At 65.6% G+C, this 14,206-nt stretch carries 14 protein-coding genes; 10 read left to right on the forward strand and 4 right to left on the reverse strand.

Translation table 11 applies throughout. The features are described 5' to 3' along the window. Window positions 1–8 precede the first annotated feature (8 nt). On the reverse strand, window positions 9–509 hold the full coding sequence (locus IEW19_RS13885; protein ID WP_188572210.1) for a flavin reductase family protein: 501 nt from the start codon (window positions 507–509) through the stop codon (window positions 9–11). Between the two features lie 128 nt (window positions 510–637). Here IEW19_RS13885 and IEW19_RS13890 point away from each other — a divergent pair, with 128 nt between their 5' ends. The 3 genes from IEW19_RS13890 to nrdR all read left to right on the forward strand — a co-directional run bounded on the left by IEW19_RS13890 (window position 638) and on the right by nrdR (window position 3,187). After that, window positions 638–1,168: a hypothetical protein gene (locus tag IEW19_RS13890; RefSeq protein WP_188572211.1), complete on the forward strand. Its 531-nt coding sequence runs from the start codon at window positions 638–640 to the stop codon at window positions 1,166–1,168. Between the two features lie 4 nt (window positions 1,169–1,172). Next, entirely contained in the window at window positions 1,173–2,546 is a 1,374-nt protein-coding gene (gene hisD, locus IEW19_RS13895) for a histidinol dehydrogenase (RefSeq protein WP_188572212.1), read from the forward strand. A 137-nt stretch (window positions 2,547–2,683) separates the two neighbouring features. Continuing rightward, window positions 2,684–3,187 carry a transcriptional regulator NrdR gene (gene nrdR, locus IEW19_RS13900; RefSeq protein ID WP_188572213.1) on the forward strand — a complete coding sequence of 168 codons (504 nt, stop codon included), beginning with the start codon at window positions 2,684–2,686 and terminating at the stop codon, window positions 3,185–3,187. 51 nt (window positions 3,188–3,238) lie between these two features. Here the strand turns inward: nrdR and ppgK are convergent, their stop codons facing one another. Both ppgK and map read right to left on the reverse strand, forming a co-directional pair. Next, window positions 3,239–4,042, reverse strand: coding sequence for a polyphosphate--glucose phosphotransferase (ppgK, locus tag IEW19_RS13905; protein ID WP_188572214.1), 804 nt, complete (start codon window positions 4,040–4,042; stop codon window positions 3,239–3,241). A 105-nt stretch (window positions 4,043–4,147) separates the two neighbouring features. Further along, window positions 4,148–5,026: a type I methionyl aminopeptidase gene (gene map / locus IEW19_RS13910; protein WP_188572215.1), complete on the reverse strand. Its 879-nt coding sequence runs from the start codon at window positions 5,024–5,026 to the stop codon at window positions 4,148–4,150. A 121-nt stretch (window positions 5,027–5,147) separates the two neighbouring features. On the opposite strand from map, the gene IEW19_RS13915 reads away from it, so the two are divergent. Then, window positions 5,148–5,312, forward strand: a complete 165-nt coding sequence (locus IEW19_RS13915; RefSeq protein WP_110544584.1) for an SPOR domain-containing protein — start codon at window positions 5,148–5,150, stop codon at window positions 5,310–5,312. 185 nt (window positions 5,313–5,497) lie between these two features. Here the strand turns inward: IEW19_RS13915 and panB are convergent, their stop codons facing one another. Continuing rightward, window positions 5,498–6,388, reverse strand: coding sequence for a 3-methyl-2-oxobutanoate hydroxymethyltransferase (gene panB / locus IEW19_RS13920; RefSeq protein ID WP_188572216.1), 891 nt, complete (start codon window positions 6,386–6,388; stop codon window positions 5,498–5,500). Window positions 6,389–6,614: 226 nt separating this feature from the next. Between panB and glnA the strand changes: the two genes are divergently transcribed. From glnA to IEW19_RS13950, 6 genes are all read left to right on the forward strand, one after another. After that, on the forward strand, window positions 6,615–7,955 hold the full coding sequence (glnA, locus tag IEW19_RS13925; protein ID WP_141160830.1) for a type I glutamate--ammonia ligase: 1,341 nt from the start codon (window positions 6,615–6,617) through the stop codon (window positions 7,953–7,955). Between the two features lie 9 nt (window positions 7,956–7,964). Further along, window positions 7,965–10,976, forward strand: coding sequence for a bifunctional [glutamine synthetase] adenylyltransferase/[glutamine synthetase]-adenylyl-L-tyrosine phosphorylase (locus IEW19_RS13930; protein ID WP_188572217.1), 3,012 nt, complete (start codon window positions 7,965–7,967; stop codon window positions 10,974–10,976). Further along, entirely contained in the window at window positions 10,966–11,511 is a 546-nt protein-coding gene (locus tag IEW19_RS13935; protein WP_188572218.1) for a GNAT family N-acetyltransferase, read from the forward strand. Before IEW19_RS13930 ends, IEW19_RS13935 begins: the two co-directional genes overlap by 11 nt. A gap of 460 nt (window positions 11,512–11,971) precedes the next feature. After that, window positions 11,972–12,163 carry a hypothetical protein gene (locus IEW19_RS13940; protein WP_188572219.1) on the forward strand — a complete coding sequence of 64 codons (192 nt, stop codon included), beginning with the start codon at window positions 11,972–11,974 and terminating at the stop codon, window positions 12,161–12,163. Window positions 12,164–12,354: 191 nt separating this feature from the next. Then, window positions 12,355–12,621 carry a hypothetical protein gene (locus tag IEW19_RS13945; protein WP_188572220.1) on the forward strand — a complete coding sequence of 89 codons (267 nt, stop codon included), beginning with the start codon at window positions 12,355–12,357 and terminating at the stop codon, window positions 12,619–12,621. A 192-nt stretch (window positions 12,622–12,813) separates the two neighbouring features. Next, the gene (locus tag IEW19_RS13950; RefSeq protein ID WP_188572221.1) at window positions 12,814–13,749 is read left to right on the forward strand and encodes a hypothetical protein; all 936 of its coding nucleotides are present in this window, start codon (window positions 12,814–12,816) and stop codon (window positions 13,747–13,749) included. Window positions 13,750–14,206 lie beyond the last annotated feature (457 nt).

Here is a 14,206-nt window from a genome sequence, read left to right on the forward strand (position 1 = left end):
AGTCGGGGTCAGATCTCGTAGTCCAGCGGCACCGGCTGGCCGTAGGCGCCGCCGTGGTACAGCAGGGGTGACCCTTCGCCCCCCACCTGGCCGTCCACCACCTGGACCACCACCACCGCGTTGTTCTCGAAGGAGAGCCGCATCTGGACCTCGCCGACCAGCCACCCGGCCACGTCCTTCAGGATGGGCACCCCGTGCGGGCCAATCTCCCAGTGGTTGCCTTCAAAGCGGTTGCCCGGCCGGGCAAAGCGGGCCGCCAGTTCCTGGTTCTCCAGGCCCAGCATGTGCACACCCAGGTACTGCGTGTTGGCCACTGCCGGCCAGGACCTGGAACTGCGCGCCATGTTGAACGTGAAGCGCGGCGGCCTGGCGGACAGGGACGCCACTGACGTGGCGGTGAAGCCGTAGGGCTCGTCCTGGTAGTTGACGGTGATGATGGCGACGCCCGCAGCGTGCCGGCGGAACATCTCCCTGAACGTCTGCTCGAAGGGCTCGCTGTTGTTGGTCACCGGAACTCCTGGACTAAATGGTGGAACTCTTTCTCCAAGCGTATTGGCCCACGGACGCGGCGGGGAAAAAGGCAGCGGCAGCACCGGGGCCGACCAGCCTCGCAGGAACCTTTGTTAAGGTGTGTTGCATGACAAACTTCGCCCGCGCCGCCAGGTGGCTGCCATGGTCCCTGCTGCTGGTCCCGGCAGCAGCGGGAGTACCCGCCGGGATCCTTTGGTGGCTGCTGGCGCCGGGCGGATTGAACCTGCTCACCCGCGACCCGGCCCTGGCCTCCGGCACCGTTCCCATGGTCTGGCTGCCCCGCGACCTCACCTTGGCGGGGATCCTGGTGCTGGCCGGCTGCCTGCTGGCCGTGTTCCTGGCTGACGGCAAGCGTCCGGACCCGCAGGCTGCACTGCTGACCGGGCTGGCCGGAGCATTGGCGGGCAGCGTCGTGGCTTGGGGGACAGGCATCCTGGCGGCCCGGCTGTGGGGACCGGCCGTGGATACCTCAGTGAACGCCAGCGTCGCCTTCTCGCTGCGGTCCTGGCCGGTCCTGCTGCTCTGGCCCGCCGCCACGGCCGTGTCCGTCTTCGTCCTGGAGCTGGTAGGTGTGGCGAACGGAAAGTCCGACGCCGGCGGTGCCGGAACGGCGGGCGGGCTCAGCCCCGTAAAATAGACCGGTGACCACTTCCCCGGAGTTTCCCGCCCCCGTGACAGCCGCCGTCGAGTTCCGCACCATCGACCTTCGGGGCCGCGACCTGACCCTGTCTGCCCTGCGTGCCGCCGTGCCCCGCGCCAAGGGCCGCACCGTGGCGGACGCCGAGGAAAAGGTCCTGCAGATCATCGCCGCCGTCCGGCAGCGCGGTTTCGCGGCGCTGGCGGAGCTGGCGGAGCTGTTCGACGGCGTCGCGCAGGAACACCCGCTGGTCCCCAGGGAGGCGATCGCCACAGCCCTGGACCAGCTGGACCCGGCCGTGCGCGCCGCGCTGGAGGAATCCATCAGCCGGGCACGGAAATTCGCTGACGGCCAGCGCCCCCGCAACGTCGACGTCGAACTGGGCGACGGCGCGATTGTCAGCCAGAACTGGGTGCCCGTGGCCCGCGTGGGACTCTACGTCCCCGGCGGCCTTGCCGTGTACCCGTCGTCGGTGATCATGAACGTGGTGCCCGCACTCGCGGCAGGAGTGGAGTCCATTGCCCTGGCCTCGCCGCCCCAGAGGGAGTTCGGCGGGCTGCCGCACCCCACCATCCTGGCGGCAGCAGCGCTGCTGGGAATCACCGAGGTCTATGCCATCGGCGGGGCGCAGGCCATCGCCGCCTTCGCCTACGGCATCGAAGCCACCCCGGCGGGTCCGGCCCTGGAACCCGTTGACGTGGTGACCGGGCCCGGCAACATCTTCGTCGCCACGGCCAAGCGCCTGGTCAAGGGCGTCGTCGGCATTGACTCAGAGGCAGGAACCACGGAGATCGCCATCCTCGCCGACGACTCCGCCCAGCCTGCGCTGGTTGCTGCGGACCTGCTCAGCCAGGCCGAGCATGACCCCAAGGCGGCCTCAGTCCTCATTACCGATTCCGAGGACCTGGCCGCGGCCGTGCGTGCTGAACTGGCACTGCAGGCCGCCGCAACCAAGCACTCGGCCAGGGTGCAGGAGGCGCTGTCAGGGCCGCAGTCCGGCGTTGTGCTGGTGGACGGCCTGGAGCAGGGCATTGCCGCCTGCGACGCGTACGCCGCAGAGCACCTGGAAGTCATGACCCGGGACGCGGCCGCGGTGGCCGCACGCATACGGAACGCGGGCGCCATTTTCGTGGGGGACTACAGCCCGGTCAGCCTTGGCGACTACTGCGCCGGCTCCAACCACGTGCTGCCTACCAGCGGCACGGCGGCTTTCTCGTCGGGCCTGAACGTGACCACGTTCCTGCGCGCCATCCAGGTGGTCAACTACAGCCGGGAAGCCCTGGCCGAGGTCAGCGGACACATTGTGAGCCTGTCCCGGGCAGAAGACCTTCCTGCCCACGGGGACGCCGTCACCGCCCGTTTCCCCGGCGTACGGTGACACCACTACATGTAGTAATTACAGGATTGTTATTACCCCAGATGTGCCCGTAAACTGGAGGCGCCACGGCATCGCCCCCCGGCGGTGCTGATGGCTTCCAATCACTCTGCACACCACAAGCGGAAAGGGGGAACGCCATGTACTGTCCGTTCTGCCGGAACCCCGATTCCCGCGTGGTGGACAGCCGGATGGCGGATGACGGCTCAGCCATCCGCCGGCGCCGGCAGTGCCCCGAATGCGGCCGCCGGTTCACAACCGTGGAGACCACAAGCCTGTCCGTGATCAAGCGTTCCGGCGTGGGGGAGCCCTTCAGCCGCAGCAAGGTGATCAACGGCGTGCGCAAAGCCTGCCAGGGCCGTCCCGTGAGCGAGGACGACCTCGCCATGCTGGCCCAGGAAGTCGAAGAGCAGATCCGCGCGTCAGGAGCTGCCGAAATCGATGCCCACGAGGTTGGCCTGGTGATTCTTGGGCCCCTGCAGAAACTCGACAAAGTGGCGTACCTGCGCTTTGCCAGCGTGTACCAGGCGTTCGAGTCGCTGGAGGATTTCGAGACTGCTATCGCCCTGCTTCGGCACGAGGCCGAGGAAGACGCCAAGGGCGCATCCAGCGGCGCCAAGAGCTCCGAGAAGACCCCCCTCTAAACTCCGGTGGCGGCAGCTGAGGGGAAGCCGCGGCCGCCACCGGCACCACTCCTACTTGGCCAGTTTGTGCTGCAGGGCGATTTCGATCGCGGCGCCAACAATGCCTGCCTCGTTGCGGAGGACAGCAGGGACAATCGGCGTGCGGAGCTTGAGGTTCGGCAGGTACTCGTCGGCGCGCTTGGAGATCCCGCCGCCCACGATGAACAGTTCCGGCGAGAACAGGAACTCCACATGCGAGAAGTAGCGCTGCAACAGCACGCTGTACTCGTCCCAGGACAGCCCGTCCCGTTCGCGGGCAACGGCGGAGGCCTTCGATTCGGCGTCGAAGCCGTCAACCTCCAGGTGGCCCAGCTCTGCATTGGGGACCAGTTTTCCATCGAAGATGAACGCAGAACCGATGCCGGTGCCCAGGGTGATCACCAGGACGGTTCCGGAGACACCGGCACCGGCGCCGTAGCGTGCTTCCGCCAGGCCGGCGGCGTCGGCGTCGTTGATGACCTCCACCGGCCGGCCAAGCCGGGCGGTGAGGAGGGCATCGATGTCCGTGTCCAGCCAGCTCTTGTCCACGTTGGCAGCTGAGTGGACCACGCCGTGCTGGATGATCCCCGGGAAGGTCACGCCCACCGGTGAACCGGCTTCCGGGGCCTCGGGGCGTGCCGAGAGTTCGGCCACCACAAGGGCCACGGCCTCGGCGACGGCCGCAGGGGTGGCGGGCTGCGGCGTGGGTACGCGGAAGCGTTCACCAAGGAGCTTGCCCTTCTTCAGGTCGACAATGCCGCCCTTGATGCCCGTACCACCGATGTCGATGCCGATCAGCGGTGCGTTCTTGTGCGACTTCTCGTCCTTCTTGGCCAATGGGATTCCGTTCTTGACAGGGCGGGCAGGAAAAGGGGCGGCTTTGGGCGGCCCATGACAGGTGCCGGTCTGCACCGGCTCCCATGCCCTGCGGGCATGGGACAGCTACGGCAGGGTGAGGATCTCGGCGCCGGCCTCGGTGACCAGCAGGGTGTGCTCGAACTGGGCGGTGCGCCTGTGGTCCCGGGTGACCACGGTCCAGTCGTCGCTCCACATGTCCCACTCCACGGTGCCGAGGGTGAGCATCGGTTCGATGGTGAACACCATGCCGGCCTCGATTACCGTGTTGTAGGCGGGGGCAGCATCATAGTGCGGAATGATCAGCCCGGTGTGGAAGGCCTCGCCCACCCCGTGCCCGGTGAAGTCGCGCACCACGCCGTAGCCAAAACGCTTGGCATAGGACTGGATGGTCCGGCCGATGACGTTGATCTCGCGTCCCGGCGACACGGCCTTGATGGCCCGGTTCAGCGACTCCTGGGTGCGCTCCACAAGCAGCCGGGATTCCTCGTCAACGTCGCCCACCGGGAAGGTGAAATTGGTGTCTCCGTGGACTCCGTTGATGTAGGCGGTGATGTCGATGTTCAGGATGTCGCCGTCCTGGACCACTGTGCTGTCCGGGATGCCGTGGCAGATGACCTCGTTCAGCGAGGAGCACAGCGATTTGGGGAATCCGCGGTAGCCGAGCGTGGACGGATAGGCCTGGTGGTCAAGCAGGAATTCGTGACCCACTTTGTCCAGCTCATCGGTGGTGACCCCTGGCTGGATGTGCTTGCCCACTTCCACGATGGCCTGCGCCGCGATCTTTCCGGCGATCCGGATCTTCTCGATGGTTTCCGCAGATTTAACCTCGGAGCCGGTGAATTTGGTGGGGGCGGGCTTGCCGACATACTCCGGACGGGGGATGGACGCCGGGACGGGACGCTGCGGACTCAGGGTACCCGGGGTGAGGGTGCCAATGGGTGCAGTCGAGGCAAGGGAAGGCATAGATTGATCATATAAGGCACCACAGAACGCCTAACAACCGACAAGCGGTGGAGGACACGCGTAAGTGTTTGTGTTACGTGGATCACCCCCGCTTTCCCTGCCGCCGGAACGAGGAGCAACGATGACTGAGTACTGGTTCAACATCAAGACCCACGAGGTGGAAGAGGACCGGCTTTCGGACTGGAGCCAGCTCATTGGGCCGTACAAGACCCGCGCGGAAGCCGAGCATGCCCTGGAGAAGGTCAAGGCGCGCAACGAGGCCTGGGAAAAGGGCGACGACGACTGAACGGTTGGGTGCGCAGGCTCAAGGACGCCCGGGCGTGGGGGCGCCTGGGCGGCACTCCTCCGCGGACTGCCTCGGCCGCGGGCGGCCTCGCCTTGACGTCCGCTTCCGGAGTACCGCCCAGGCGCCGTCAAAGCTGCCCGCGCGGTTGCCGACGGTACGCCGATTCAGGGATCGTCAGGGTGGGACTAGAACGAATGTTCCGGGCCGGGGAACTGGCCGGAGCGGACGTCGTCGCCATAGGCGGTGGCCGCATCCAGCAGGGTGGTGCGCAGGTCCGCGTACTGCTTGACGAATTTGGCCATCCGGCCGCCCCGGAGCCCGGCCATGTCCTGCCAAACAAGGACCTGGCCCGTGGTTGCCTTGCCGGCGCCAATGCCCACCGTGGGGACCTCCACTGCTGCGTCAATCGCCGCGGCCGTCTCCGCCGGCACCATTTCCATCAGCACGCAGAACGCGCCCGCTTCGGCAAGGGCGCGGGCGTCGTCGATCAGCCGCTGGGCGTCATCGCCGCGGCCCTGGACGCGGTACCCGCCCAGGGCGTGTTCGCTCTGAGGGGTGAAGCCGATGTGGGCCATGACCGGAATGCCTGCCTGCACCATTGCCCGGACCGTCGGTGCGTAGTATTGGCCGCCCTCGATCTTCACCGCGTGCGCGAGCCCTTCCTTGAGGAAACGGACACCAGCTGAAACGGCCTGTTCCGCGCTGACCTCATAGCTTCCGAACGGCAGGTCAGCCACCACCAGGGCGCGCTTGGCGGACCGGGCCACAGCGCGGCACAGGGGGAGTAGCTCGTCCACGGTCACCGGAAGGCTGGTCTCATTGCCAAAGACGTTGTTCGAAGCCGAATCCCCAACCAGGAGTACCTCGATGCCGGCAGCGTCAAAAATTTCTGCCGTGTACTGCTCGTACGCGGTGAGCATGGCGAACCTTGTGCCGTCGCGCTTGGCCTGCTGCAAGTGGTGGATGCGGACCTTTGCCGGCTTCCGGTCGGCAGGGGCGGGCGTGCCGGGGCCGTTGCCGTAGGGGGCGGGTACTTCTGCGGACGCGCTGGAGTCGGAGCTGTTGCTTGAGGCCATGGGATGAGCGTAGTGCCGGGGCCGCGGTGGTAGCTACCGCGGGCACGCCGGGGACCGGGTTAAGGGCGCCAGGTTAATGCTGTGTTACGCACGGCGCAGGCTTCAGCACCGGCGCCGAATGATTAGCTTCAGCACCGGCGCCGAATGATTAGTAGAGTGTTGATGAACGGCTGCCGGCCCTTTGCGCGGACCCGGAGCATGGACGTTGACCGGAGAAGAGGCCATCATGGACCGCCAGCAAGAGTTTGTCCTGCGCACTATCGAAGAGCGCGACGTACGTTTCGTGCGCCTGTGGTTCACCGACGTCGTGGGTTCGCTGAAGTCCGTGGCGCTGGCACCGGCAGAGGTCGAGGGAGCGTTCGAGGAAGGCCTCGGTTTCGACGGCTCCTCCATCGAGGGCCTGGCCCGCGTCTTTGAATCGGATATGCTGGCCCAGCCCGATCCCGCCACCTTCCAGATCCTGCCGTGGCGCGGTGAGACGGAGCAGACCTCGCGGATGTTCTGCGACATCCTCACCCCGGACGGGGAGCCTTCCGCTGCCGACCCGCGCAACGTGCTCAAGCGGACCCTCGCCAAGGCCGCGGACATGGGCTTCACCTGCTACACCCACCCTGAGATCGAGTTCTACCTGCTCAAATCGCACGAACCCGGTCCCAACGGCGCACCGGTGCCCGTGGACGAGGGCGGCTACTTCGACCACGTTCCCGGTGGCGTGGCGCAGGACTTCCGCCGCACCGCGGTGACCATGCTGGAATCCGTGGGCATTTCCGTGGAATTCAGCCACCACGAGGCCGGCCCCGGCCAGAACGAGATCGACCTCCGCTACGCCGACGCCCTGCAGACGGCTGACAACATCATGACCTTCCGGACCGTGATCAAGGAAGTGGCCCTGCAGCAGGGCACGTACGCCACGTTCATGCCCAAGCCGTTTACCGACCACCCCGGGTCCGGCATGCACACGCACTTCTCCCTGTTCGAGGGCGACAGCAACGCGTTCTTCGAGGCCGGTGCAGAATTCCAGCTGTCCAAGACAGCGCGCCAGTTCATTGCCGGCATCCTCAAGCACGCCCCGGAGTTCACCGCCGTCACCAACCAATTTGTGAACTCCTACAAGCGCCTCTGGGGCGGCGGCGAGGCGCCGAGCTACCTGAGCTGGGGCCACAACAACCGCTCCGCGCTGGTCCGCGTGCCCCTGTACAAGCCGGGCAAGGGCCAGTCCGCCCGGATCGAGTACCGCGGCATCGACTCCGCCGCCAACCCCTACCTCGCCTACGCGGTCCTGCTGGGCGCGGGCCTGAAGGGCATCGAGGAGGGCTACGACCTTCCGGCCGCAGCCGAGGACGACGTCTGGTCGCTGAGTTCCGCCGAACGCCGGGCCATGGGCCACGATCCCCTCCCGGCCAGCCTGCACGATGCCATCCGTTCCATGGAGGACTCGGAGCTGATGCCGCAGATCCTGGGCGAACAGGTCTACGAGCACTTCCTGCGCAACAAGCGCGCCGAATGGCAGGACTACCGGCTGCAGGTGACGCCCTACGAGCTGCAACGCAACCTCGGCATCCTCTAGGTGCCCGTCGTGAGCCTGGCGCGGCGCCTGATCGCGGCCGGATTCAGCGACCTGGAGAAGGGCGAGCGGTTCCTTGCCGCGCGTGAACTCGACGGGCTGGACCAGGACAGGCTCTTTGCCGGGCTCCAGCTCGCGGCCAGCCCGGACACCGCCCTGCAGTCGCTGGTGCGGCTGATTGAGAAGCATCCGCAGTTGCTGGACCTGGCTGCCGCCCAGGCGGAGGCCAGCGAGCCGATGTACCGGGTTCTCGGTGCCTCGGAGGCTCTCGGGGAGTTCCTCATCCGGCACCCCGAGCACCTCGAGGCCTTCGAGGTCCGCGCCAGTCCTGAGCCGCTGCCCGCTGACCCGGCACGGCTGCGCGCCACGCTCCTGCAATCCGTCGGCGCCGACCCCCGGGCCGCCCGTCCGGTTGCCGCCAGCACTGGCGTGGATGCCTATGCTGCCCTGCGCACCGCCTACCGGCGCGGGTTGGTGGACCTGGCCGTGAAAGACCTCTGCGCCGCGGATCCGCTGGACTTCCTGCCGTCGGTGGGCGGTGAACTGGCGGACCTGGCCGCTGCCGCCATCGAGGCTGCCCTCGCCGTTTCCCGGGCGGAGGCTGCGGAGCAGCACAGCGCTGCCGACGTCGCCGACGTCGGCCTGGCAGTGATCGGGATGGGCAAATGCGGGGCCCGGGAACTGAACTACATCTCCGACGTCGACGTCATCTACGTGGTGGACTCCGGCAGCCTGGAGGATGCGCAGGCCAGCATCATCGGCACCGCCCTGGCCAGCGGCATCTCCCGGGCCATCTCATCGGTCGCCAGGGAACCCGGCCTGTGGGAGGTGGACGCCAACCTCAGGCCCGAGGGCAAATCGGGGCCGTTGGTCCGCACCCTCGCCTCCCATGAGACGTACTACGCCAGGTGGGCTGAAAGCTGGGAATTCCAGGCACTGCTCAAGGCCCGTGCCATCGCCGGCGACGCCGCACTGGGCCGGGCCTACGAGGAAGCCGTGGCACCACTGATCTGGAGCTCGGCCGGGCGGGAAGGCTTCGTGGAGTCCGTCCAGGCGATGCGCCGCAGGGTCACCGAGCACATTCCGCCCGCGGAGGAGCAGCGCCAGATCAAGCTGGGACGCGGCGGGCTGCGGGACGTCGAATTCACCGTCCAGCTGCTCCAGCTGGTGCACGGCAAGGCGGATGAGACATTACGACGGCGGGACACCACCTCTGCGATTGCCGCGCTGTCAGCCGGAGGCTACATCGGCCGTTCCGACGCGGCGGCCTTCGACAACGCCTACCGTTACCTGCGGCTCCTGGAACACCGGATCCAGCTGTTCCAGTTGCGCCGCACCCACCTCATGCCCGTGGCGGAACCGGCGCTGCGGTCCTTGGCCAAGGCCGTGCTGGGACCCTTCTCCAACGAGCGGCCCAGCCCGGATTCCCTGCTGTCCGCGTGGCAGCGGACCAAACGCTCGGTACGGGAACTGCACGAGCGCATCTTCTACCGGCCGCTGCTGAACACTGCTGCCAAGCTCAGCACTGAGGATGCCAAGCTGACCCCTGAGGCCGCGCAGGGACGGCTGGCAGCCCTCGGCTACCGGGACCCTAAGGGGGCGATGCGGCACATCGAGGCGCTGACAGCCGGGGTGAGCCGCCGTGCCGCCCTGCAGCGCCAGCTGCTGCCGATCCTGCTGGACTGGCTTGCCGAGGGCGTGGACCCGGATGCAGGCCTCCTGGCATTCCGCCGCGTCAGCGAAGCGCTGGGCACCACGCACTGGTACCTGGGCCTGCTCCGTGACTCCAACGCCGCCGCCGAACGCCTGTGCCACATGCTTTCCAATTCCCGGCTGATCGCGGACCTGCTGGAAGTCTCCCCGGAGTCCGTCGCCTGGCTGGGACAGGACAAAGACCTGGTACCCGTGGGCTTCGAAGCCCAGTGGCAGGAAATCACCGCCAAGATGTCCCGGCACGCGGACCCGGAGAGCGCCATGCGCCTGATCCGGTTGATCCGGCGGCGGGAAATCCTGCGCATCGCCATCGCCGATTCCACCGGGCTGCTGGAGCAGGAGCAGGTGGGCCACGCTTTGGCAGACACGGACCGTGCCGCGGTCTTGGGGGCCCTGCGGGTGGCGGAAGGAATCGTCTCCGCCGACGGACCGCTCAAGACCACCGTCCTGGTGGTGGCCATGGGGCGCCAGGGCGGCCGCGAAATCGGCTACGGCTCGGATGCCGACGTCATGTATGTCCACCGGGCACTGCCGGGCTTCGCCGAAGCGGAGGCGCAGGAACAGGCTGCCCGCATCGTGGCGAAGGTGTCCAGCCTCCTTACCCAGCCACTGAAACCGGCCATCATGGCCGAGCGCGTCCTCCAGATGGACGCCGACCTCCGGCCCGAGGGTAAAAACGGGGCCATGGTGCGTTCCCTTGACTCCTTCGCCGAGTACTACCGGCGCTGGTCCTTGGTCTGGGAAGCACAGGCCCTGCTGCGGGCACGCCCCATGGCCGGCGACGATTCCTTAGCGGCTGATTTCCTCAAGCTGATCGACCCCATCCGGTATCCGGAATCGGTATCGGAACAGGACGTGCGCGAAATCAGGCGCATCAAGGCGCGCGTGGAATCCGAGCGGCTGCCACGCGGCGCCGACCCTGCACGCCACCTCAAACTGGGCCGCGGCGGCCTCAGCGATGTCGAGTGGCTGGTGCAGTTGCTGCAACTCCAGAACGCCGGGAAGCATCCGCAGCTGAGGACCACGTCCACGCTGGAGGCACTGGCAGCCGCCACGGAACTTGGCCTGCTGGATGGCGCCGACGCCCGGCTCCTGGCCGAAGCCTGGCGGCTTGCCAGCCGCATCCGGTCCGCCAACGTCATCTGGAACGGCAAGGCCTCCGACCTCCTGCCCTCCTCCCGCCGCGACCTCGAGGCCGTGGCGCGCTGGTGCGGCTACGATCCGGGACACGCTGCCGCACTGGAGGAGGACTACCTGAGGGTGAGCCGCCGCGCCCGGGCAGTCTTTGAGCGTGTCTTCTATGGGCACTAGGACCGCGGGATGGGTCTGGCTCATCCCGTTGCAGGACCTGGACGATGGCGCCCGGGCCATCCAGCTCGGTGCCGTCGCGAACATGGCGGTGCTGCCCGGCCAGGAGCGTTTCGTGGGCGACCCCCTGCGGATGGCCCTGGCAGGACTGGCCGAAGAATCACGACGGCCCTATGTGGTCGAGGCCGAAGGCGACGCCGTGGGCCTGCTGACCCTGCAGGCGGGGGCGGCACGGCTCGCCGGCTGGCCCGACGACCAGTCCGCCTGGCTGCTGCGCGGGTTCCTGATCGACCGGCGGCACCAGGGCAGGGGGCTGGGGACGCTCGCGGCCGCGGCCGCGGTGGAGGCCGCGGCCAGGCTCACCGCGAGGCACCAAAGTGGCGAGTCCGGCGTCGTACTCTCCGTCAACGAAGAAAACCCTGCGGGCCTGTCCGCGTACCGCCGCGCCGGCTTTGCCGATGCAGGGCCTTATCCTGGCGGCTCCGCCGGGCCGCAGCGGACCATGTTCCACAGCTTTGCCACCAACACGCCGGCGTAACGCGCCGGAGCGGCATTGCGCTTAGCAAGCGTTTGCCCGATTATGTGGATTGGCGGTGTTCTCCAACCTTGTTGGGGGGAAGGCTGGACAGTCTTCGTCTCGGGGGGCATTCGTCAGGGGGTCCGGCTCCCGGTCTCAGCACGTCTGGAGGCGGGCCCCCACCTTACGGTTTTCGTGTCCCTTACAGTGCACACGGGGAACGCAAAAGGCGGCCACCGGATCACCGGTGGCCGCCTTCTTTGCTGTTTCAGCAGTCCTGCGGGGCAGGCTGCTGACTACACGCCGTAGTAGAGCTCGAACTAAACAATACTGATTGCCCCTTGTTGGGGACCGTTGAAATCCGCTAGATTCCGCGGTTTTTCGGTTGCCGGGGATTGCCCGGTGATGACGTGTTGTGAACTTCTTGCGGACTATTTGCGGACTGGCGGTTCGAAAATACAAGGGAAGGGTTGGCACGGAAGTGGCAACTACAGCAGCACCGGCATACGCAATGATCGATCCAGGCAAGGCCTTCGACCTCGACATTGAACGAGCCAGCATGTTCATTGGTATGGCCAGGGAGTGGACACCAGGCAGCGCCGGCCGGGAGGTCGAGCGGAACGGCATGGGCTGGAGGATCCTCCGGGCGTACCACGGCCTCCGGCACCCATGAACTGGACATGATGACCGGCGAGGAACGGTACGAACTGTTGACGGATCCGAATGCCCCGTTGCGGCTAGTGTTCGGCACTCCCCGGCTGGCGTGGGGGTCCCACACTGACCACCGTGACGTGCTGAATCCCGAGGGCAGCCCGGATTCCATGTCTTGCCAGCACTCGCGGGACATCCTGAATACCGACCGGCGTGTATATTGCTATCCAGCAATTCGACAGCCTGGACGTCAACGGCCAGGTGGTCAGCACCAGCCCTGAAGTCCTCGTGCAGGTAGACGTTCAGAACATGTGGCAGGGTGACCTCCTGCGGCTTGGGCAGCGGGTGTATCGCAGCCGCGGAACAGATCGCCAGGATCTCACGGAACAGCATTATCAGACCATGGGAAGCATACGGCTGGGCAAGATAGGCCAAGTCAGTATCTCCGAGTCCCAGTCTCAGAAAGGCTCGGTCCCCTGAGGTGTGAGCAGCCCCGGCCGGTTCTCGCTGCGGGTCCTACCGGCCCTGTCGTTGCCGGTTTAGCAGACGACGCCGATGAGTCCCGTGATGTTCCGGCTATATTGCAGTCATGACTCAATACCCATGCCCGTACTGTAATCACAACCTGGTTGCCAATAAATACCTCCATACTTCACTGGCCAACGGTGAAGTATGAGTGAAGTACCCGCTTGGATACAGGCCATTACTTCGATCTTTACTCTCTTCGCTGCCATAGCTGCTGGCATCTATGCGGCAAAGGCGGCCGGTCATACGCAAAGGCAAGCGAATGCAGCGGACGACCAGGTGAAGGTAGCAAAGGAAGCCTTGGATATTACGCGATCACAGGCAGCGGTCGTGGAGGAGCATGGCGAACATCAAATGAGAATATCCCTTGAGAGCCTGGACGTGGCGCGTCAGGAGGCGGATCGACAAGTTCAAGAAGCACAGGCCGCATATCGGCGATACGAAGAGTCAAGACTTGACGCAGTTATCCCTGTGGTCCTGGCGACAGTTCGGCGCCCCGGCTGGTTCATTGGAATGAAGGAAATGTATGCGCCCGGCCGGTGGACGGATAACTGGGAGCCGATATCCCAGGTCCAACATATTGAAGATAGCCAGGGCGATGTAATCAAATTTCAGATCCGACTAGATGTCGTTATTGAAAACCTATCGTCGTCCCAAACGGCCCGTGTCGACATAATCAAAGACGGAAACGGTGACGTGATTGATCTCCCTCGCGGAGAACCACTAGTCTTGCGGCCGCTTGAAGTACGCGCTCTCGCTTGGACACGCAATCTCACGCCTGCCACGCTGGCGACCGAGGACGGCATTAATGACCCAAAGAACTCGTGCTTCGATCTAACTATGTGGGTACGCGATCTCGGGATGAACGTGCGTGATACTTACCAATTCAGCTCCGACCTTCGTCTTTTCAGCCGAGACGGGTCACGGCTAGTTGTGACACCCGTGCCTGCACACGATTGGACCGAAAACGTTGCCCAACCGCTACCGGAGCGGTTTTACGAAAGACTTGACCGCCGGAAAATAACATCAGACCTGAGCGGGTCGGGCACCGTAACTTCTGAAATACAAAAGGACCGGGCCTGATTCACCTTCCAGTCTGGCCGCTGCATCTGAGCTGACGATCCAACTAGCTTGGATCCCTGCGCTCCAAAAAATCGGAGCTTAGTCAGTTAGACTCCGGTGCATGAACCCCCCAATGTGGACCTTGGCGCTACAAGGGTTCCGGAAAGCGCATGCAAGGCATGACAGAGACCGGCTGACGACGGATCCCACACGAGTCTTCATTTCCGCTGCTGAATGCGTGTATTGGGCGGCGACGATAGACGAGCGACTACGAGAGTGGCCAGGCTACAAGGGCTTTACCGACACCCACCCAGTCGGCTCGCTGCTGCCTGGCGTTCGTTACGTACGCAACCTCAAAACCCATATCCTTCCAATGACGCTGCAGCGAGTAGAGGGGAAAATGTATCCCGTTATATATCCGGTGGTTTACGCCGAAGTTGTATGGCTTCCCCTGGAACAACTGCCAAAGCCAAGTAGA

The sequence above is a fragment of the Arthrobacter liuii genome (assembly GCF_014639275.1).
Classification (GTDB): Bacteria; Actinomycetota; Actinomycetes; order Actinomycetales; family Micrococcaceae; genus Arthrobacter; species Arthrobacter liuii.

Coding starts and splice junctions, on each gene's coding strand:
- IEW19_RS13890 (WP_188572211.1), top strand. CDS start 638: ATGACAAACTTCGCCCGCGCCGCCAGGTGGCTGCCATGGTCCCTGCTG.
- nrdR (WP_188572213.1), top strand. CDS start 2,684: ATGTACTGTCCGTTCTGCCGGAACCCCGATTCCCGCGTGGTGGACAGC.
- map (WP_188572215.1), bottom strand. CDS start 5,026: ATGCCTTCCCTTGCCTCGACTGCACCCATTGGCACCCTCACCCCGGGT.
- IEW19_RS13915 (WP_110544584.1), top strand. CDS start 5,148: ATGACTGAGTACTGGTTCAACATCAAGACCCACGAGGTGGAAGAGGAC.
- panB (WP_188572216.1), bottom strand. CDS start 6,388: ATGGCCTCAAGCAACAGCTCCGACTCCAGCGCGTCCGCAGAAGTACCC.
- glnA (WP_141160830.1), top strand. CDS start 6,615: ATGGACCGCCAGCAAGAGTTTGTCCTGCGCACTATCGAAGAGCGCGAC.
- IEW19_RS13935 (WP_188572218.1), top strand. CDS start 10,966: ATGGGCACTAGGACCGCGGGATGGGTCTGGCTCATCCCGTTGCAGGAC.
- IEW19_RS13950 (WP_188572221.1), top strand. CDS start 12,814: ATGAGTGAAGTACCCGCTTGGATACAGGCCATTACTTCGATCTTTACT.